This is a genomic window from Streptomyces asiaticus (genome assembly GCF_018138715.1).
Classification (GTDB): Bacteria; Actinomycetota; Actinomycetes; order Streptomycetales; family Streptomycetaceae; genus Streptomyces; species Streptomyces asiaticus.
Map to the genome: position 1 here is coordinate 9,841,565 of NZ_JAGSHX010000006.1, position 20,034 is coordinate 9,861,598.

Consider the following 20,034-nt stretch of genomic DNA (forward strand, 5'->3'; position numbering starts at 1 on the left):
AGTCGATCCGATAGGGCGGTGAGGAACCCGCGCAAAGCGCTCGGCTGGACACCCAGCCGAGCGCCTGGCGTGGACGGACGTTGGACTCGGCGGTAACCACGCCACGTCGTGCTCGCCGAGCCGCCCTCCGTCGAGCCACCGCCGCCCGGTACATCCCCGGCGGTGACACCGTGGGTCCCCTCCGCCCGTACCCGACAGGCGCTGCGCGGCCAGGCGTTAGCCCGCCTCGACCGCCACGATCTGCCGACCGCCGATGTCGGATACTCGTTGGCCACCACGCGCACACTCCCGTGATGTCGGCGCTGGCCAGGACAGCGTCGATGGAGGTGGTGAGAGGCTCCTTCGATCCTTGTGGTCAAGAGGCATGGCCGAGTTATGGAACCCCACAGGCGGGCGGCACGGCAACGGCGGCTTCGGGATCGAACTGCGGCCCGGGCAGCGGGGGCTTGCTTGCATCAGTCACGAAAACTCCTTGACAGACAGTGAGGGCACCCTCGAAGGGAGCTCAGCTATCGTCCTGGAAGGCAGTTGCGGTCCACTGCGCGGTCGACTTTCGTCGTCATCGGCGGGGAGGAGGCGATGTCCCGTTCCCGCCAGGTGGCCAACGGCAGGTTGCGCACGCCGGCAGTTGGTGCCACAGACCGCGGGGCGGGAGCCGGGCCATGGGGATGAGGGCTGCGATGAGCAGCTCGCCCAGAACGCGGTGAGGCGGGCTGGGCCAGTGGTCTTCGAGGGCATTTACGAGCTCGCTCATGGTGCGGCTGCTGGTCGGCCATGGCCGCGCGGCCGGCGGTGGCGACCTCGTCCAAGTCGATGCCGACCAGTTCGCGCCGGTGGAGGAGGTGAACGGTGCGGCGCATCAGGGGGGTGCACCACCCTGCGGCCGGTCAGCGCTTCGTCCAGTTGCTCGGGCTTGAAGTCAATCAGGCGGGACCACAGCCCGATGAGAGGTTCCTGGGCTCTTGCGTTTGCAGGCCGCACAGGTGGGCCACCGCCTCTGGCGCAGATGTGTCACTGCGCGTGAGCAGGTGCTGGCGGGCGAGGGTGGTGCGGTTGAGGGCGCGGCTGTCGAGGACGGTCATGCCGTTCTCAGGCTGCGGCTCGCTCGTGGGGAGGGCGTCGGCGCAGGTCCGTGCGGTTGAGGGAGGGGGGTGTGTAGGAGATGTCCAGAGGGGCGATGTCGGTGCCGGGCGGGACGATTGCGTCGATCTTGTCGAGGATGTCGTCGCCCAGGGTGAGGGTGGCGCCGGCGAGCAGGTCGTCGAGCTGGTCCATGGTGCGTGGGCCGATGATGGCGGCGGCGACGTCGGGGTGGCTGGTGGCGAAGGCCATGGCCAGGTGGGGGAGGGAGTGGCCGGCCGCTTCGGCGAGAGTGAGCAGTTGCTCAACGGCATCAAGCTTGCGTTCGTCGGTGAGGTGCCGGGGGACCCACTGCATGCGGACGCCTGTGGGCCGCGGGGCGTTCTTGCGGTAGCGACCGGTGAGCAGTCCCGCGGACAGCGGACTCCACACCAGAACTCCCAGGCCGTAGCGGTGGCAGGTGGGCAGGACCTCGCGCTCGATGCCGCGGTTGAGTATGGAGTAGGTGGGCTGCTCGGTTCGCAGGCGGTGCAGGCCGCGCTGTTGGGACACCCACTGGGCTTCGACGATTTCCGAGGCCGGCAGGTTGGAGGAGCCGATCGCGCGGACCTTCCCGGCACGCACGAGGTCGGTGAGCGCGGAGAGAGTTTCCTCGATGTCGGTGTGCGGGTCGGGGTGGTGGATTTGGTAGAGGTCGATGTAGTCGGTCCGCAGCCGCTTCAGCGAGCCCTCGACCGCTTGGATGATCCAGCGCCGGGAGCTGCCGTTGCGGTTGGGGCTCTCGCCCATCGGGCCGTTGAACTTGGTCGCCAGCACGACCTCGTCGCGGCGTCCTTCGAGGGCCCGTCCGACGATCTCCTCGGTCTCGCTGTAACCGTAGACGTCGGCGGTGTCGATGAAATTGATGCCCGTGTCGAGTGCCCGGTGGATCATACGCGCGCAGTCGTCGTGATCCGGATTGCCCATCTTGCTGAACATCATGGTGCCCAGGCAGTAGGCGCTGACTTCGATGCCGGTCCGTCCCAGCTTTCGCATCCGCACGGTGCCCCGTTTCCTTCCGCTGTTGTAAGCGTTCGGTGCCCGCGCCGTCCGGGCGCAGCGGCCCGGACGGCGAAGGTATGGTCGGTTCGGCTGGCTCAGCCGTTGTACGGGGCGGTGATGTCCAGGACCCAGGTGACGCCGAAGCGGTCGGTGAGCATGCCGTACAGCGGCGCCCACTGCGCAGGCTCCAGCGGACGCACGATGGTCGAGCCCTCGGCGAGCTTGCCCCACAGGGCGGTGATCTCCTCGGCGTCGTCACCGCGTACGGAGACGAAGAACGGGTTGTCGCCCTGGTTCCAGGGCAGCTGCGAGGGCACGTCGTAGGCCATGACGTGGAAGCCGTTGTCGCCGGCCACCTCACCCCACATCACCCAGTCCGCCTCGCTCTCATTCTGCACAGCGCCCGCGTCCTTGTAGGTGACCACGACGGTACGTCCGCCGAAGACGGACCGGTAGAAGTCCAGCGCTTCCCGTGCCGTGCCCCGTAAGTTGAGGTGAGTGGTGGTCGTGACGGACATAACCTGCTCCTTGCCTCGATGTGGCGAATACGCCGCCGACTACCCAAACGCCAGCGGCGGCTGCCGTGACCAGGAGGACGCCTCCTGAACGGCTCGTGTGTGACTATGGCGGAGGGAGAGGACAGGTTGTGTCCTCTACTGCGGTGAGAGCGCATCTCATGCACAAGACGTCCTGACGGCTGCCCGCACTGCTCTCGCTGCTCCAAACGCACCGTGACGGGTCCGGCGAGGATCTCGCCGAGCGTCTCGACATCACCTCGCGCACCGTGCGCCGTGACATCGACTGCCTGCGCGAACACGATGACCAGGCCATCGCGCTGCAGACCGGCATCCGAACGGGGTGTCACATCACCACAGGGCAAAGGTCCTCTGATGCGGCACTAGTAGATTGTCGCGGCTAATTTTTGGGATAGAGGTGGCGCAGTTTGATGCGTGCGTCGTGGGTGGTGAACTGCCAGTTCACTTGACGTTGGTCGGTGTTGGTGGCGTTCTGCCAGGCTGAGAGTTCGGTGTTGAGGATGCCGAGGTCGCTGATCCGGCGGTCGAGGCATTGCCGGGTCAGCGCGGAGAGTTCGATCTCGGCGATGTTGAGCCATGACCCGTGCCTGGGCGTGTGGTGGATCTCGAGGCGTTGGGCCAGGGCGAATGCCTCTTGTGGTTCGAATGCCTCGTACAGCGAGGCGATGCTGTGGGTATTGAGGTTGTCCATCACCAGCACCACGGTCTCGGTGTCGGGGTAGTCCACGCTCAGTAACTGCTTGACCTGGCCGGCCCAGTCGGTCCGGGTCCGCCGGGACAGTGCCTGAACACGGCGCCACCCGCGCAGGGGTTCGGTCCACACGAAGATCGAGCACGTGCCGCAGCGGATGTACTCGCTGTCCTGGCGGGCGTCGTGACCGGGGCGGGCCGGGAGCGGGTCGCGGACATGATCGAGGAGCTGGTAGGGCTTCTCGTCCATGCACACCACCGGACGTGCCGGGTCGTAGGGCCGGGCATAGACGGCCAGCACGTCTTCCATCCGGGCCGCGAACTCCGCGTTCGCTCGTGGCGGGATGGTCCAGCACTTTCTCAGGTGAGGGCGCAGTTCCGTTTTTTTAAGACCCGCCCGATGGTGGAGTGGTCCAGATCGGGGATGTCCTCGGCCAGCGCGACGTGCTTCTCCAGCAGCCGCAGCGACCACCGGGTATGGCCCTGGGGTGGCTGTGAGCACGCCATCGCGATCAGCCTGGCTTCGACCTCGCCGGTCACCGGCGAGGGCACCGGCGGCAGGTCGCGCTTCTTCCGCGCGATCGTGGCGTGCACATCGCCACCGGTCTCGGCAAAACGCTTGGCGACCAGCCGCAACGTCTCACCGGAAACGCCGAGCCGGGCCGCGATCACCTCCTTGGAATCCACCTCACCCACCGAGGTGTCCAGCGCGAGCAGCACCCGGGCCCGCATGATCATCGAAGCTGGGCGAACACCCGTCGTGGTCACCCGCACCAACCCCTCGCGATCCTGCGCGGTCAACCTCACCGGCCGCTTCTTCTGCGAACCCATGACAACAGTCCCGTCTGACAGAGGGAAAGGAATCTGCCAGGCACTAACCTCCCAACCAGACATGCCACAACTAAGCAGCGACAATCTACTAGCCATGCGCCGGTATCGGTATCGGGGACGCAACCGCGGTATACGCCGCCCAAGAAACCGTGGTCGTCGGCTGCGCCCGCCGGCACAACCGCTACGCCCTCCCGAAGCGCCGCCTGGCCATCGACTCAAGGTCCGCAGGCCCGATGGCCTCCCGGGCGTTGTTTGAGCCAAGCACTGGCTGTTCCGGTCAATCCATGTCCATCTGCCAGTGGCGTGCGGCGCGGCGACCGGCGTAGCGTACCTTGCGGTTGTCAGCCCTCACCCACCCCTGCCATTCCTTATACGCCGAGCGTTCCTGGGTGCGTGCACAGCACGTCCATGGGGAGGCCATTCCGGTGACGGTGGCCCATCGGCAGCGGGTGCCGGTGTCCTGCCGGGGAGGGTGTGGCGGAAGGTCGCAGGGGCCGTGCCGGTGGTCGTGCAGGGGCAGGCCACCGTGCTCGCGGTGGCGTACCCACGATGGTTTCGTCTTGTCCGTGCGGGACATCTCGTTCCTCCGGAACCAGCCGCCCGGGGTCCCGGGCTCTCCGGGCGGGCGGCTAGTGCAACTGCGCCATCACGCTCACCTGTTCTGTGCCTGTGCCTGTGCCTGTGCCTGTGCCGAGCAACGTAAGCGTCGGCCTGCTTCTTCCAAGACTACGGCTCTCACTCCGCCGCCGACTGGTGACCGGCCGCGCCGTCAGCCGGTGGGGCTCGGCGTCGGTGACGATGCCGGTACGGTCGGCCAGCCCATGATCTTGCGAAGGGTGCCGCCGAACAGTGCGGTCTTCTCCGCTTCGGAGAACTCGTCGCGGTCGAGCAGGTAGTGCAGTCCCTGGGCGTATGAGTGGTAGCCGGGATACCTCGGCACTGGGTCGAAGCCGTGGAGGCGCCCGAAGACCCGATGCTGGTCCGTCCCCCACATGCAGCGGTCGACTCCGAAGGCGTCCAGTACCTGCCTGAGGTGCGGCCAGATATCGGGGTACGGGTACGGCGTGTCTGACAGGGTCGGTGCCCCGGACAGTTTGACGGAGACATTGGGAAGGTCGGCGAGCGCCAGGAGCTGCCCGAGGCAGCGCCACGGCGGATTGTCGGTCGGCATGAACGGCGGCTGGTTGAGTCCGAGGTGATCGATGATCAGTGGCAGAGTCGGGTACGCACGCGCCACCACCGCCACGTCGGGGAGATCGCCCGCGCCCAGGACGCACACCGGTACACCGTGTTTCTCGGCTGTGCTCAGCAAGCGATCGTAGGCGCCTGCCCGGAGACGCTCGACATTGCCGGGAGGCCAGGCTGTGGTGATGCGAAGACCCAGGACGCCCGGGTTCTCTCGCGCGCTCGCCACCTGGTCGGCAATGTCGGGCGCGCTCTCGTCGCATACCAGGACGGTTGCGAGTCGGTCGGGATGCCGGGCGGTCGCGGCCGCGCACCACTGGGCGGGGGCTACGTGCGGATCGCTGATGATGACGGCGGCATCCACGCCCGCGGCGTCCATCTGCCCGAGCAGAAGCTCGGTCTGCAGGTCCAAGAACGCCTCGTCGCCGTGCTTCCACTGCGACCAGGGCCGTGGTAGATGCAGATGCGCGTCGATGATTTCCATGGGGAGACTTCTCCTCGGGAGGTCTGATCGATACCAGGCACGCGATCGGGCCCGCGTTGTTCAGGTGAGTTCGGCCGGCGCCGGCGCGATGAGGGTGAGCTGATGGATGCCGGGCGTGAACTGGGTGCCGACGGGAAGGAGCAGCGCCCGTGCCCGGTCGCGGTCGTCGACCCAACCGACCGGCCCCGGCGTCCGCCGCGCCATGTCCACTACCGTGCTGGCTCCCATGGCGATCTTCCCTTTGAATCCGCCGCACGGTTTGCGTCAGCCGGTGAAGTAGTGGCCTGCGTCGAGGTCCGCGAGCAGCCCGGGACGAACCGGGTGCCAGTCCATCAGCTTTTGGGTGCTGGCACTGGAGGCCGGCGCGTCCATCGCGAAGATCGGACCGAGCCAGCCGAAGTGCTCGACGGCATGCTCCACCGGGATGGACGTGACCGGCAGGTTCAGGTGCTTGCCGATGCGCTCGGCGAGCCGGCGCACCGGGATGCCCTCATCGCCTACCGCGTGCAGCCGGCTGCCCGCGGGCGCGTGCTCCAAGGCCAGCCGGTACAGCAGCGCGGCGTCCAGCCGGTGCACGGCCGGCCACGCGTTGGCCCCGTCCCCCGGATACGCCGACACACCCCGCTCCCGGGCAATATCGATCAGCCGGGAGACGAAGCCGTGGTGGTCGCCCTCGCCGTGCACCGACCGTGGCAGCCGTACCACTGAGCCGCGCACGCCGCGGTCGGCGAACGCCAGCACCGCCTCCTCCGCACCACCTCGCGCCGCAGCGGGCGTCCCGGGCGCGGGGATGGTGTCCTCGGTCGCCATCCCGCCCGCCACGCCCGGGGTGCCGGAGCTGATCACAAAGGGGCGATCCGTGCCGGCCAGCGTCTGCGCGATGGTCTCGATGGCGCGCAGGTCCACCGCGACGGAGTTCTGGAACTGGGTGAAGTCATGGATGAACGCGGTGTGGATCACGCCGTCGGCCAACGCCGCACCGGCGCGCAGGCTGTCCAGGTCCTCCAGGGTGCCGCGGTGCACCTCGGCCCCCGTTGCGGTCAGCGTGGCAGCGGAGGGGTCCGATCGGGCCAGGCCAAGCACCTGGTGCCCGGCATCCAGCAGCTCCCGCACGACCGCGGCCCCGACGAAGCCGGTCGCACCGGTGACGAATACGCGCATGGTTGTCGGACTCCTTCGACCAGGTGACTGTCAGCCGGCTCCGCATAGGTGCCGGGCCGGTTCTCCCACCCTGCCCCCGGACGACCTTCCCGATCCAATGAAACCTCCGTATCGTGCAATACGGCTTGAGCATCACCCCAGTTCATTGCCCTGTGCATGACGTGGTCGAGGGCTACCCTGGAGACATGCCCGACCTGCCGCCGCCCGTAGACCTCGATCTGCGGCTGGTGCACAGCTTCACGGTCATCGCCGAACACCGGCATTTCGGCCGTGCCGCCGAAGCCCTGCACATCACCCAGCCGTCGCTGACCCGGCAGATCCACCGTCTGGAACAGCAACTCGGCGCCCGGCTACTGGACCGCACTCCGCGAGGCAGCCGCCTCACCGAGGCGGGCCAGGTGTTCCTGCCACAGGCCAAAGCGTTGCTGCGCGCCGCGGCTGGGGCCATCGCACGCGCCAAGGCCGCGGCCCAGCCCAGCCGCATCACCGTCGGCTACACCACCGGCCTGATCGTCACACCCGCCGTACGCGAGATGCGCCACCGCCATCCCGACGCCGATGTGCAGGCCCAGCACGTGGCCTTCCACGACGTCCGGGCCGCGCTGCTGGAACACCGGGTGGACGCGGTGGTCAGCCGGTTGCCGTTCCCCACCGATCAGTTACACGTCACGGTTCTCTACGACGAACCGCGCGTCGTGGTCGTGCCGCTGGACCACAGGTTGGCAGGCAAGGAATACGTCACCCTCGACGACATCGCCGACGAACCCCTGCCCCGACTGCGTGAGTCCGATCCGGCGTGGAGCGCCTACTGGCGCATCGATCCCCGCCCCAACGGCCGCCCCGCGCCCGACGGTCCCCTCATCGACGCCATCGAGGACAAGTTCGAACTCGTCGCCGCCGGGCAGGCCGTGGCCATCTTCGTCGGCCACAACATCCAGGCCCTGCGTCCCGACCTCACCTCGATTCCGCTCGACGGCGTCGATCCGGCCCAGGTCGTACTGGCCACTCGCGCCGACGACCACAGTCGCCTGGTCGCCGCGTTCCGTAAGTACGCCCGGACCCACCTCAGCAGACCGGACTCAGCCGACCCCACCCGGTCGTGACGCGTGTTCCTGGGGTCGTTCGGGGAAGCCGTCGGCCGCGCCATCGCCATCGAAGAAGGCATCAGCGCCTTGGTCATCTCCTAGGCCGGCCGCCACCCGTACTTCGAAGACGTCAGCCGCGTCGACCAGGAACTGCTCACCACCATCGACCACATGACCGCTCACCTGGAGGTCAGCGTGGTGCGCACGGCCGACTGGGAGAGAGCCATCATGACGGGCTACGCGGTCTGGCGACAGCTGCACAAGCACGGCGGCGGCCGCCTCGAACTCGACCTGATCACGCAGACGCTGGCCTTGTCCAGCCCTGATTCGCTCTGTCCGGCCGGCTCAACGACCAGCCACGGGTGAGTGTCAGGCCCACTCCAGGGCGAGGTGTCCGTGGGCGTGGTAGGAGCGGAAGAGAGCCAGCTTGGCCTCCCATGCTTCCTCCCCGGGCTCCCACACCATGCCTTCCTCGTCCAGGAGCTCGCGACGCCAGGTGTCGAGAAAAAAGTCGCGCGGGAACAGCCTCACTCGTAGGGCTGCGCAATTCCTGTACGTCCTCGCGTATCGACGACGGCGCCTTCAGGCTGAAGAGACCGGACCAGGTGACTGTTGATTCGCGGTTCGCAGGAGTGCGCCGGTTGATTGGCGCAGCTCTGCTACGTCGTCCCGTTCCTCTTACTTACTCAGGTTGAACTTGCAGAGTCCGGCGGTCTGATCGCGTCGTCGCGTCCGCGCACCCGCACCACCGGCCGGGCTCCGCGCGGTGCCCAGGTGTGTCCCTTCGGCGGCCTCAGCCCCTGGCCTGCCTCGTCCTCGAAGCAGATGTGGGCGCGCAGGTCCGCCGCGCTCCCTTTACCTGCGGCCACACCTCGGCCTTCCATACCTCGATCGCCTCGTCGTCGCGTTCGATCCTCCCGCTCCCGCCGCCAACCTCGCACCGACCGCGATGCCACCCGAAGCTCCCTCGCGACGGCCTCGGTCCTCTCACCACGAGCGAACCACTCGGCCGCCTCGAGACGCACCCGCTCCCGCTTTTCCTGCTCCTTGGGCGTCAGCCCGCCACCATGCGCATACCGCATGACGACGTCGTACCGCAACGATCAAGAACCGTCGCGGGCCGCCGGACTCTGCGAGTTCAACCTGAGTAATACGGCAGCGACACTTCGTGACTGGGTGTGGGCGATCTCGTTGGCCGCTCGACGACGGAGCCAGCATGCTCAGCGCTGCACGCCATGCCGAAGATCTGGGCTTCGCTCACATTGCGATGGGCAACGGGCTCCTGGACAGCGGTTTCGGCCTCGATACGGATTCAGTCGTGGTCCTTGTTCTCGTGAGGCATGCCGGGCCGCCCAGGGCCCCCCGCACTCTGCGCCGGGCCCCTCCTCCGGCAGGAAAGGCGACGCCGATTGGGCGCCGGCCGAACGGCTCGGGGGCCGCCATCGCACACTGTCCCGGCGCTTCGTCTCTCGGCCCGGCAAGCTCCACACGCACCTCTCAACTCGTTGATGATGGGAGAGGGCCGGAAGGTGCCGTCGTGTCGGCTGCGGGGGACTGGGGGTCACCAGGTGACGGGCAGTTCGTGCACGCCGTAGATCAGCGCGTCGTGCTTGAAGGGGATCTTCTCGAGCGGCGCTGCGACCTCCAATGTGGGGATGCGGCGGTACAGGGTGCCGAAGACGACCTGGAGCTCGATCCGGGCCAGCGTTTGACCGAGGCACTGGTGCGCCCCATGGCCGAAGGCGACGTGGCGGCGGGCGTCACGGCGGAGGTCCAGGCGGTCGGGGTCGGGGAATTTCTCCGGGTCGCGGTTGGCCATGTCGTAGGACATGAACAGGCCCTCGCCGGCCCGGACCAGTTGCCCGCCGATCTCGATGTCCTCCCGCGCCACCCGAGGACGGTCCTGGACGACGGTCAGATAGCGCAGCAGTTCTTCCACGGCCGCCGCGATGAACGTCGGGTCGTCGGACTCTCGCAGCAGGGCGAGTTGCTCGGGGTGTTCCATGAGGGCGAGCGTGCCGAGCGCGATCATGTTGGCGGAGGTCTCGTGCCCGGCGAGCAGCAGCAAGACGCCCATCTGGGCGGCGTCCTGCCGGGTCAGCTCGCCCGCCTGGACCCTGGGCACAAGACCGGAGAGCAGGTCGTCGGCGGGGTGGGCCAGCTTCTGCCCCATCAGGTCGCCGAGGTAGTCGGTCAGCCTGGCCAGGGCGGACGTCCGGTCCTCGGGGGACGTCGACCGCCTGGCTATGATGTGGGTGTTCTCTCCGAAGAAATCGTGGTCGGAGTAGGGGATACCGAGCAGCTCGCAGATCACCAGCGACGGCACGGGCAGCGCGAACACTTCCACCAGGTCGACCGGGGTGGGCCCGGCGAGCATGTCGTCGATCAGGCCGTCCACGATCCTCTGCACGGAGGGCCGCAGCTTCTCCACCTTCTTCGCCGTGAACGGCGCGGTCACCATGCGTCGCAGCCGAGCGTGTTCGGGGTTGTCCATCACGATGAAGCTGAGGGCGTCCTCGCCGTCGCTGGGAACGGTCTGCGGGTATCCGGGCCGAGTGTTGTCGGCACTGATCTTCGGATCGAGGGACAGGGCACGCAGATCGGCATAGCCGGTCACCAGCCAGGGGGTACTGCCGCCCACGGTGCGAACCCTGGTGAGGGGCCCTTTCCGCTGCATCGCTTTGAGCGCCGGGGGCGGGTCGAATGGGCAGCCCGTCGCCCTGGGCATCGGGTATGCAGGGGCCGACGCGGTCGCCTCGGTCGGGCTTCCGGCCAGGGGGTCGGACATGTCGCTCCTTGATGGTGGGGAGTACTCCAGCGGGCGGGTCGGTGAGCCGGAGCGCGGGAACGTGCTGCTGCGCTGTGAAGCCGCACAGGCCACGACTTCCACGGACTCAGCGACTCTGTGCCTGACCAGCGAAGACGCCGTCATCAGGCGCGGAAGGACAACAGCTGCCAGGGCACCTCAGAAGAGGCCACCGCTTGCGTGGATGCTCTGGCCGTTGACCCATGCGCCTTCGTCCGAGACCAGGAACGCGACCACCGCTGCGATGTCGGCCGGCTCGCCCAGGCGGCCGAGGGGCGTCTGGCTACGGATGGATGCGGCCACGTCAGCCGGCATCTGAGCTTGCAGGGCATCGGTGCGGGTAGCTCCGGGCAACACGCTGTTCACCGTGATTCCGCGCGGTCCGAGCTCGTGTGCCGCCGCCCGGGCCAGTTGCTCAGCTGCCGCTTTACTCGCGGCGTAGAGGCCCGCGCCAGGATGCGCCACGACGGTCGCACCGCTGGAGATCACGACGACCCGCCCACCGTGGCGCAAGTGGAGTACGGCCTCCTTCAGGGCTCTGAAGACGGGCCGGGTGTTGATGGCGAAGTGCAGTTCCAAGTCCTCGTCCGTGGCTTCCGCCAGGGTTGTGGGGCGCGCCATCCCGGTGTTGCTGACGAGGACATCCAGCCCGCCGTACTCCGTAACGGCCGTCTTGACCAGAGAGCTCAGTTGCGTTGCGTCGCGCACATCGGCTTGCACTGCGGTGGCCTGTCCGCCCGCACGCTCGACGGCGGCCACGGCATCTTTCGCCGCGACCGCGTCCGAGTGGTAGTTGACGATCACCCGCGCTCCATCCGCCCCAACCGTTCGGCGACAGCGCGCCCGATCCCCCGGGACGCTCCCGTCACGACTGCGATCTTGCTGTTCATGCGTATGCCCGAGCCCTTCAAAAGGGGGTGATGCCGATAGGCGAGATGCTCTCCTAAATTGTCGATGACGTCAATCATCTAGACTGTCTCTCATGACCTCGCATGCCCTTGCTGCCGCCGTAACTGCGCTGCACCGCGAGGCCGCCGCCCTCTACGCGCTCATCGGGCGCGAGTTCGGCCTGACCACTCAGCAGGCCCAGCTGCTGTGCGTCCTGACGTCCGATCGGCCGTCCTTCAGTGAACTGGCCACCACTCTCGGCTGCGACAGGACCAATGTCACCGGCATGATCGACCGGCTGGAGAGGCGGGGGCTGCTGACGAGAGAGCGCGACAGCGAGGACCGCAGGGTGAATCGCGTAGCGGCCACCCAGGAGGGCGAACAGCTGATTGTGCGCCTGCGGGAGCGCTTCGCCGAATCGGTCGCCGACCGGTTCAGCCGTCTCACACCCGAGGAGCATGACCGCCTCGCCGCCCTGGCAACCGCACTCACCCCCGGAACAGCGCCGAACTCGAAACGCTGAGCTCTTTCGGCGTGGCCACTGGGGAGGACGTCGGCGGCGAAGGTCCACCGTGGTCGCTGTCGGTGGTCAGTCGGCTTGCGCGGGCCGACACGTTTTCCGCGCGGGGCGCGTGGTGGTCGCACGCGTCATGTCAATGTCCGTCACGAGCCTTGCCGCTCTTCCGCTCGGGGCAGTACGCTCTCCGCAGAATTGAAGTTAGTTCAATCTCTGTTTTGTCTGCGCGATCCGGCGCCCGGGTCGCCGTGGGACGACGACCCTTACGGCTGTCCGACCCGACCGACCACGCGCAGCGTCGCACCAAGGGGAGCCGCGCATGTCCACCCAGTTGACGGATCCTTCGCTCGACGAGGTGACGATGTCCAGCGCGTGGAGGGAGGTGGGGGCACCATGACGCCGACAGTGGAGGCCGACTGGGTGGTCGTCGGTGGTGGCAGTGCCGGGAGCGTGCTGGCGGCGCGTCTGAGCGAGGATCCGGCCAGCGAGGTCGTGCTGCTGGAGGCGGGGCGCGACTGGCGGTCCGCCGACGCTCCACCGCAGTTGCGCAGCATGAACGGCTGGCGGGCGTTGGACGAGACGGCCTGCGCGGAGTTCCAGTGGCCGGGTCTTACGTCACGGCGCAGCCGCGCCCAGGCGCCGCGGCCGCATGTGCGCGGACGGGGCCTCGGCGGATCGTCGTCGGTCAACGGCATGATCGCCTTCCGGGCCATGCCGGACGACTACGACCGGTGGGCGGCGTACGGCTGTCCCGGCTGGTCGTACGCGGACATGCTGCCGTACCTGCGACGCATGGAGAGCGACGCGGACTTCGGCGACCGCCCTCACCACGGCGATCACGGACCCATACCGGTGCAGCGGCTCGGCCGCGAGGACTGGGGCCCTGCCGATCACGCGCTCGCCGAGGCCGCGCTGGGACATGGCCATGCCTGGTGCGACGACCACAACGGGCCGGCGGGGACCGGCGTCTCGCCGTACGCCATCAGCTCCCGCGACGGTGCGCGGGTCACGACCAACGACGGTTACCTCGAGCCGGCCCGACAGCGCCCCAACCTGAGGGTGTTCGGCTGCGCGACGGTGGACACGGTGCTCGTCGAGGGCGGCAGGGCCGTGGGGGTGCGGCTGCGCCGGGGGAACGACTGGACGGAAGTCCGTGCCCAGCACGTTGTCCTCTGCGCCGGAGCGGTGCACTCTCCGGCGATCCTGCTGCGGTCCGGTATCGGGCCGGACGGCCCGGTGGCGGCGCTCCCGGTCGGTGAGGGGATGCAGGAACATCCTCTGGCGCTGTTCTGGCTGTACGCCCGGCCCGGGAAGCATCCCGCTGTCGATGCCCGGCAGACCAACTGCTGTCTGCGCTACTCCTCCGGACTGGAGGGAACGGGTGAGAACGACATGATGATCGCCTCGGTCAATCAGACGCTCGCCCTGCCGGACCCCGGCGACTCGCATCTCGTCGCGGAAGGCACCGGCGGAACCTGGGGCGGCGCAGGCGGCGGCCACACCGCGGGCGGTCCCGGCCTGCTCTGTCTCTGGGCGAACCAGCAGTTCTCGCGCGGCGTGCTGCGCCTGGCCTCCGCGGATCCCGACGTGCATCCGGTGATGGACCAGGATCTGCTGAGCCACCCCGCGGACCTCGTCCGGATGCGTGACGGCGTCAAACACTGCGTGGAGTTGCTGCGCAGCGGACCGTTCGACACCGCCTTCGAACACATTGCCATCGACATCGCCGGCCGGGGCCTCGACGCGCTGTCCGACGACGCGACGGTCGACCGTTGGCTGATGGAGACCATCGGCGACACCGGCCACATCTGCGGAACCTGCCGCATGGGCGCGCCCGACGACCCCCGTGCGGTGGTCGATCCGTCCGGCCGCGTCATCGGCGTCGACGGACTCTGGGTCGCCGACGCCTCCGTGTTCCCGGAAGTGCCGCGGGCCAACACGAACCTGCCGACCATCGCAGCCGCGGAACGGCTGTCGGACCTCATCCGCGGACGCCTCGCCGGTCCCATCGCGGGCGAGAGCGCCGTCACCCCGGCGTAGTCACGATCATGACCGATGCCGGAGGGCCCATGACCGCCTCACCTCTTCCCTTGGCCGCCGCGCCGCTGGTCATCGGCTCGTCGACGCTGCGGAACCGGCTGGTCGCCACGGCTCACGCCAGCGGTTTCATACGGGACGGACTGCCGGTTGGCGGCGACGCCGAGTACTGGGGCCGTCTGGCGGCCGGTGGGGCGGCGTTGCTGGTCTGCGGCGGTACGACGGTCGCGCCGGAGTCCGCGCCGCGGCAGGGAAACATCCTTCAGCTCCACCGTCCGGAGGCGGTAGGTCCGCTGCGGGAGCGGGTGGAGGCCATGCACGCCGAAGGCGCTGTCGCCGTCTGCCAGCTTGTTCATCTTGGCCGGGAGACGCTCGGCGCGCAGTCGTACTACGCCCCGGTCGCTCCCTCGGCCGTGCGCTCTCCCCGTGAGCCGACGGCGCCGCGTGCTCTGGTCGGCAGCGAGATCGACGAGGTGGTGGAGGCGTTCCGGGTATCGTCCGCCCACGCCTTGGAGGCGGGGTTCGACGGCATCGAATTGCACGCCGCGCACGGCTATCTGCTGGAGCAGTTCCTCTCGCCGCGCACGAACCCGCGCGGTGACGGGCTCGAGGTACTGGAGCGGGTGATCGCCGCGATTCGCGGGATGTCGGCGGACGCGTTGCTGGGCATCCGTTTCAGCGTCGACGCCTCGGAGGACGTGGCGCTGACGCCGGACGAGCTTGCTGCGCTGCTGCCGACCGTGGATCCGCTGGTCGACTACGTCAACGTCACCGTCGGGGTGCGGGCCACGTACGTCCGTGACATGGCCACCGAACGCCCTCCGGTCCTGGACGATCTGGCGCGTCTGCGGCCACTTGTCACCCGGCCGCTCGTGGCGTCCCATGCCTTCCGCACCGCGGCCTCGATCGGCGACGCCCTGGCGGCCGGAGCCGACCTGGTGGGGATGGCGCGCGCACTCATCGCCGACCCGGACCTGCCGCACAAGGTGCTCACGGGACGTGCGACGGAGGTCCGGCCCTGCGTGGCCTGCAACGAGGACTGCCGGACGTTCGACCCAGTGCTGCTGTGCGTGGTCAACCCGGACCTCGCGCCGCACGGCGAACCGCGTCGGCCTGCCGCACCGCTGGTGGGCGCGTGGGATCCGGCACGCGCCACCGGAGAGCGCGTCGCCGTCGTGGGGGCGGGACCCGCGGGCCTGGAGTGCGCGCTGAGTCTCGCCCACGCCGGGGTGGCGGACGTCGTCCTCTACGAAGCCGCCGACCGGCTGGGCGGACAGCTCGCCACGGCGGCTCTGGCGCCCCACCGCGCCGGTTGGGCCGCGCTGCTCGGCTTCTACGAACGGGGGCTGTCCGCCGCGAGTGTCGACGTACGTCTGGGGCAGACCGCGGAGCCGGGCGCCGAACTCGAAGGATTCGACGCCGTGGTGCTGGCCACGGGCGCGGTGGAGACATCGCCGCTGCTGGAAGCCGGTGCCATGACCTCGTCGGTCGCGCTGGCGCGGGGAGTTCCGTCGCTGGCCGGTGCCGCGCATGTGGTCGTGGCCGACGACGGGTTCGGCTGGTGGCCGGGGTGCGATGTCGCAGAACTGGCCGTAGCCGCAGGAGTTCCCCGCATCACATTCGTCACGCCGGGAACGGCCTTCGCCGGGGCGATCCCGCCCGAGAGCCGCGTCCAGTTGCTGGAACGTCTGTTCGGCACCTGCGAACTTGAGATCCTGCCGCTGTGCACGGCGACCGGCATCAGCCCCGACGGCGTCACCGTCGCCCACCGCACCTCCGGAGGGACCACCACCGTGCCCGCGGACCGGGTCGTCGTGGTGGGGGAGCGCCGTCCGCGCGGCGCCCTGGACTGCGCCGTCCCCCTGGTGCTGACGGTTGGCGACGCCGTGGTTCCGCGACGTGTGGCGCACGCGATCGCCGAGGGGCGGGAGGCGGCCGTCAGAATCGCCACCGCTGTACGACACCGTATGCCGCACAGACGCGCTTGACCATTGCGCCCGATCCAGCCAAACTGATATTGGTTCAACATGGCTCAACCTACGCGCATGGACGAACTGGACTACACCTCATGACGCCCGTCACGGTGGTACCGGCATGAGGCGGACCGGACGGGAGATCCGGGTCAGGACGTACCCGGCCGGCAGCGTCAGCCAGGACGACTTCGAGGTGGTCGAGGTCGCTGTGCCCCGGCCCGGGCCGGGGCAGGTGCTCGTACGCAACACCTGGACATCGGTGGACCCCGGCCTTCGGCTGCGGCTACGTCCCGACGCGCCCTCCGGCTATTTCACCGCCTTCGCTCTCGGCCGCGCCATGGACGGCATCATGACAGTGGGGGAGGTGGTGGAGTCCCGGGCCGAGGGCTTCGCCCCGGGCGACGCGGTGTGGCACGCCCAGGGCTGGCGCGAGTACGCCGTCGTGGACGCGGGTGCCGAGCAGCTCGGCGGACTCGGCACTCTGACACGCCTGGACGTCGATGAATGCGAGCCGCAGTGGTATCTCGGCCCGCTGGGCGGTATGGGTTTGACGGCCTACGCCGGTCTGTACGTCGTTGACGCGCTACGAGGTGGGGAAACGGTCTGGGTCTCGGCGGCTGCGGGGGCGGTGGGCAGCTTGGCCGTGCAGATCGCACGGCTCATGGGCAACCGGGTAGTCGCCAGCGCGGGCACCGACGACAAGGTCGACTGGCTGCGCGACCGCTTGGGCGCCGACGCCTTCAACTACCGGGCGGGGAACATCGAGGCGAGGCTGGGCGACATCGCGCCCGACGGAATCGACGTCTATTTCGACTCCGTCGGGGGGACCCACCTCGAGGCCGCCCTGTCGCAGCTGAGGAGGGGTGGGCGCGTAGCGATGTGTGGCTCGATCTCGGAGTACGAGTCCGGCTCGGCCGGGCCGCGGAACCTGTTCCTCGCGGTGTCCAAGGACCTGACCCTTCGTGGGTTTCGCGGGAGCAGCAACCTGCATCTCATGGGGCAGATGCGGCGCCGGATGACCGAGTGGCTTCGCAGCGGCGAGCTGGATTATCGCGAGACGGTTTTCGCGGGTCTGGAGTCGGCTCCGCATGCGCTGACGGAGATGATCGCCGGCCGAACGGCTGGAAAGACGCTCGTCAGCCTCGGCTGACTCGATGAATGAGGTGTGCTGTGCCAGCGGTGGATGAAGGCATCAGGGACAAGGTCGTGATGCGTCGCTGAAGGTTGTAGGCGGCCTGGCCACACGGACGGCATGCGGCAGATGTTCGAGGACGGAGCGGCCGCGCGAGGCTGGCCGGAGCAATGGACGGAGGGCATCGCGTCGGTGCCGCAGTGGGCATCCAGGCAGTCGAACGGCGTGACCGCCGATTATTCTCGGCGCCGCTCCGGAAAGACTGTCCTTTTCACCAGCGCCAACTCCAGTTAATTCGGCGAGGGTTCCCAATATCCTGCCGCACACCCCCAGCTGTCTGAGAAGGACTCCTCGGTCATGAACACCACCCCCCGCATCGCGATCGTCGGCGGTGGCCCAGGCGGCCTCACCCTCGCGCGCATTCTTCAGGCCAACGGAATCGACGCGGTCGTGTACGAACGCGAGTCCGCCGACGCCGCCCACGGCCAGGGCGGCGCCCTCTACCTGCACCCCGAATACGGCCTGCACGCACTGCGCGAGGCGGGGCTGGAGAACGACTTCTGGGCCCAGGCCCGCCCCAGGGGTCTGGATATGAAGATCCTCGGGAAGGACGCCACGGTCCGTCCCCAGGACGTCACCCCCGAAGGGGACACGGGCCGGCCGGAGATCGATCGCCACGCCCTGCGCGCCATGCTCCTCGACGGTCTGGCCCCCGGCAGCGTTCGCTGGGGCCACAGCCTCGCCACCGTCACCGCCCTGGGGGGTGGCCGCCACGAGCTCCACTTCGAGGGCGGTGCGGTGGAGAGCTGCGACCTGCTCGTCGGAGCGGACGGCATCTGGTCCCGCGTCCGCCCGACGCTCACCGAGGCCGAGCCGGTGTACGCCGGGATCAGCTGCATCGAGATCGGTGTTCCCGAGGCCCACCGCACCCAGCCGGCGCTGGCCGCAGTCGTGGGCAGCGGCAACATGTTCGCGCTCCAGGAGGACAAGGGCATGATGGCGCAGCGCGCCGCCGATGGCCGCCTGCGCATCCACATCGCCTTCCGTGTTCCCGAGGACTGGCTGACCACGAACGGCATTCCCTGCGACCGGCCCGAGCGGGCACGCGCCGCGATCCTGGAACACTTCACCGACTGGGCCCCGCAACTGACGGACCTCGTCCGGCACTGCGATGACACGATGGTGCCCCGTCGCCTCTACGGCCTTCCCACCGGCACCAGTTGGCCCACCACACCGGGCCGCACCCTGCTCGGTGACGCCGCCCACGGCATGGTGTCGTTCTGCTGGGGCGTCAATCTCGCCATGCGGGATGCCGCCGACCTTGCCCGAGCCGTCATCGGGGCCGGTGACGACCTTACGGCTGCGATCGCCGGGTACGAGAAGACGATGCGTGAGCGTGCGGCGGCCATGGCCAAGGAGCTGGAGGAAATCCCCGATGAGGGGACCGATCCGCACGGAGTGCGGAATCTCGGCGACTTCTTCCGGCGGATGGCCGCCCATGGGCGGCGGGGGAGCCGGCCGGTGTCCTCGGCCGAGCGGAGCCTGCCGCCCGTCGTGGCGGATCGGCCCGCCAGGATCGACCTGAACCTTCTGGTCCCGCTGAGTGCGCTCCTTTCGGAGCGGAGTGTCACCAGGGCCGCCGAGCGGGTCTCCGTGAGCCAGCCCGCGATGAGCACGGCACTCGCGAAGCTGCGGCGGCACTACAACGATCCGCTGCTGGTCAGGGCCGGGCAGGCGATGGTCCTCACACCGCTCGCGGAGTCACTGGTCGACCCGGTCAAGGAGCTTCTGGGCGGGATGTACGGGGTCCTGGACCGCACGGAGGAGTTCGATCCGGCCACCAGCACCCGGACCTTCAACCTGGTCGCCGACGACTACGTGGCCATAGTGATGCTGCGTCCGTTGCTCAGCAAGCTCAGCGAGGTGGCCCCGGATGTGCGGGTGAGCGTCACCGGGGTGCACACCGGCATGTTCGACCGGTTACGCCGTGGACAGTCCGATCTGCTGATCTGGCCGCCGAACGTGCTGGCCGGCGAGCTGACGTCGTTCTCCCGCGGCGATCTCCCCCCGGACGAGCTGGTCGCCGTCGTCGACGGTGACCATCCCGATGTGGGCCCGAGCATGAGCCGGGAGGAACTGGCCGAGCTGCCCGGTATCGGGATCGGCTCGCAGGCCACGCCGATGTCGGAGTTCACCTTCGGCGAAGGCGGCCTGTCCGGCCGGACGGTGGCGATGAGCGACACCTTTGTCGGCGCGGCCTGCCTTGTGTCCGGCACCCGGATGGTCGCGGTGATTCCCCGGCGGCTCTTCGAGCGGCTGGGGCATGCGATGGGCCTGCGTGCCGTGCCCCTGGAGCCGGTGGGGGAGCTGACGGAGGCGATGTACTGGGATCCCAGGCACACCGCGGATCCGGCGCACCGGTGGCTGCGCGAGCGTATCCAGGAGATGGCGGCACGGTTGTGACCCCATGCTCCATGTACCCGGATATGGACTGTGTGTGTGATACGTCCGATATCCCTGGCGCGGATGGCCGTGATCGATGCCAGTTGCCTTCCGGGCGATCAGTGAGCTGATTAGCGTCTCGGGTC

At 68.8% G+C, this 20,034-nt stretch carries 17 protein-coding genes and 4 pseudogenes; 9 read left to right on the forward strand and 12 right to left on the reverse strand.

What is annotated here, in order from left to right; genetic code table 11:
- Positions 1-162: 162 nt before the first annotated feature.
- The gene (locus KHP12_RS52670; protein ID WP_276328641.1) at positions 163-294 is read left to right on the forward strand and encodes a hypothetical protein; all 132 of its coding nucleotides are present in this window, start codon (positions 163-165) and stop codon (positions 292-294) included.
- 272 nt (positions 295-566) lie between these two features.
- Here the strand turns inward: KHP12_RS52670 and KHP12_RS52150 are convergent.
- From KHP12_RS52150 to KHP12_RS49260, 3 genes and pseudogenes are all read right to left on the reverse strand, one after another.
- Positions 567-1,082 (reverse strand): annotated as a pseudogene (locus tag KHP12_RS52150) (DNA glycosylase AlkZ-like family protein); the annotation flags it as partial.
- A 7-nt stretch (positions 1,083-1,089) separates the two neighbouring features.
- The gene (locus KHP12_RS49255; RefSeq protein ID WP_167442523.1) at positions 1,090-2,121 is read right to left on the reverse strand and encodes an aldo/keto reductase; all 1,032 of its coding nucleotides are present in this window, start codon (positions 2,119-2,121) and stop codon (positions 1,090-1,092) included.
- A 95-nt stretch (positions 2,122-2,216) separates the two neighbouring features.
- Positions 2,217-2,639, reverse strand: a complete 423-nt coding sequence (locus KHP12_RS49260) for a VOC family protein (RefSeq protein ID WP_086882151.1) — start codon at positions 2,637-2,639, stop codon at positions 2,217-2,219.
- Between the two features lie 179 nt (positions 2,640-2,818).
- Here KHP12_RS49260 and KHP12_RS49265 point away from each other — a divergent pair.
- Positions 2,819-2,935 (forward strand): annotated as a pseudogene (locus tag KHP12_RS49265) (HTH domain-containing protein); the annotation flags it as partial.
- Positions 2,936-3,036: 101 nt separating this feature from the next.
- Here the strand turns inward: KHP12_RS49265 and KHP12_RS49270 are convergent.
- The 5 genes from KHP12_RS49270 to KHP12_RS49290 form a co-directional block, all read right to left on the reverse strand.
- The gene (locus tag KHP12_RS49270) at positions 3,037-3,819 is read right to left on the reverse strand and encodes an IS630 family transposase (protein WP_208652907.1); all 783 of its coding nucleotides are present in this window, start codon (positions 3,817-3,819) and stop codon (positions 3,037-3,039) included.
- On the reverse strand, positions 3,708-4,154 hold the full coding sequence (locus KHP12_RS49275; protein ID WP_208652908.1) for a helix-turn-helix domain-containing protein: 447 nt from the start codon (positions 4,152-4,154) through the stop codon (positions 3,708-3,710). Before KHP12_RS49275 ends, KHP12_RS49270 begins: the two co-directional genes overlap by 112 nt.
- A gap of 793 nt (positions 4,155-4,947) precedes the next feature.
- The gene (locus KHP12_RS49280; RefSeq protein WP_211834761.1) at positions 4,948-5,847 is read right to left on the reverse strand and encodes an amidohydrolase family protein; all 900 of its coding nucleotides are present in this window, start codon (positions 5,845-5,847) and stop codon (positions 4,948-4,950) included.
- A 60-nt stretch (positions 5,848-5,907) separates the two neighbouring features.
- Positions 5,908-6,075, reverse strand: coding sequence for a hypothetical protein (locus KHP12_RS49285; RefSeq protein ID WP_167442723.1), 168 nt, complete (start codon positions 6,073-6,075; stop codon positions 5,908-5,910).
- 36 nt (positions 6,076-6,111) lie between these two features.
- Positions 6,112-7,008 carry an SDR family oxidoreductase gene (locus KHP12_RS49290; RefSeq protein ID WP_086885096.1) on the reverse strand — a complete coding sequence of 299 codons (897 nt, stop codon included), beginning with the start codon at positions 7,006-7,008 and terminating at the stop codon, positions 6,112-6,114.
- Between the two features lie 185 nt (positions 7,009-7,193).
- On the opposite strand from KHP12_RS49290, the gene KHP12_RS49295 reads away from it, so the two are divergent.
- Both KHP12_RS49295 and KHP12_RS52155 read left to right on the forward strand, forming a co-directional pair.
- Complete coding sequence (locus tag KHP12_RS49295; protein WP_086885095.1) at positions 7,194-8,111, forward strand: LysR family transcriptional regulator; 918 nt, start codon at positions 7,194-7,196, stop codon at positions 8,109-8,111.
- 96 nt (positions 8,112-8,207) lie between these two features.
- Positions 8,208-8,459 (forward strand): annotated as a pseudogene (locus KHP12_RS52155) (MazG C-terminal domain-containing protein); the annotation flags it as partial.
- A gap of 3 nt (positions 8,460-8,462) precedes the next feature.
- Here the strand turns inward: KHP12_RS52155 and KHP12_RS49305 are convergent.
- The 4 genes and pseudogenes from KHP12_RS49305 to KHP12_RS49315 form a co-directional block, all read right to left on the reverse strand.
- On the reverse strand, positions 8,463-8,624 hold the full coding sequence (locus KHP12_RS49305; protein ID WP_244203295.1) for a hypothetical protein: 162 nt from the start codon (positions 8,622-8,624) through the stop codon (positions 8,463-8,465).
- Between the two features lie 194 nt (positions 8,625-8,818).
- Positions 8,819-9,175: pseudogene (locus KHP12_RS53890) on the reverse strand (IS630 family transposase); the annotation flags it as partial.
- Between the two features lie 479 nt (positions 9,176-9,654).
- A complete protein-coding gene (locus tag KHP12_RS49310) occupies positions 9,655-10,881 on the reverse strand; it encodes a cytochrome P450 (RefSeq protein ID WP_086885093.1) in 1,227 nt (408 codons plus the stop codon).
- A gap of 177 nt (positions 10,882-11,058) precedes the next feature.
- Positions 11,059-11,703: an SDR family oxidoreductase gene (locus KHP12_RS49315; RefSeq protein WP_086885092.1), complete on the reverse strand. Its 645-nt coding sequence runs from the start codon at positions 11,701-11,703 to the stop codon at positions 11,059-11,061.
- Between the two features lie 178 nt (positions 11,704-11,881).
- Between KHP12_RS49315 and KHP12_RS49320 the strand changes: the two genes are divergently transcribed.
- The 5 genes from KHP12_RS49320 (at position 11,882) to KHP12_RS49340 (ending at position 19,909) form a co-directional block, all read left to right on the forward strand.
- Positions 11,882-12,310: a MarR family winged helix-turn-helix transcriptional regulator gene (locus KHP12_RS49320; RefSeq protein ID WP_086885091.1), complete on the forward strand. Its 429-nt coding sequence runs from the start codon at positions 11,882-11,884 to the stop codon at positions 12,308-12,310.
- A gap of 387 nt (positions 12,311-12,697) precedes the next feature.
- Positions 12,698-14,344, forward strand: coding sequence for a GMC family oxidoreductase (locus tag KHP12_RS49325; protein WP_086885090.1), 1,647 nt, complete (start codon positions 12,698-12,700; stop codon positions 14,342-14,344).
- A gap of 29 nt (positions 14,345-14,373) precedes the next feature.
- Positions 14,374-16,329 (forward strand): oxidoreductase, encoded by a 1,956-nt coding sequence (locus KHP12_RS49330; protein ID WP_086885089.1) that lies wholly within the window; start codon positions 14,374-14,376, stop codon positions 16,327-16,329.
- Positions 16,330-16,435: 106 nt separating this feature from the next.
- Positions 16,436-17,464, forward strand: a complete 1,029-nt coding sequence (locus KHP12_RS49335; protein ID WP_211834762.1) for an NADP-dependent oxidoreductase — start codon at positions 16,436-16,438, stop codon at positions 17,462-17,464.
- A 339-nt stretch (positions 17,465-17,803) separates the two neighbouring features.
- Positions 17,804-19,909 (forward strand): FAD-dependent monooxygenase, encoded by a 2,106-nt coding sequence (locus tag KHP12_RS49340; RefSeq protein ID WP_086885087.1) that lies wholly within the window; start codon positions 17,804-17,806, stop codon positions 19,907-19,909.
- The last annotated feature ends 125 nt before the right edge of the window (positions 19,910-20,034 follow it).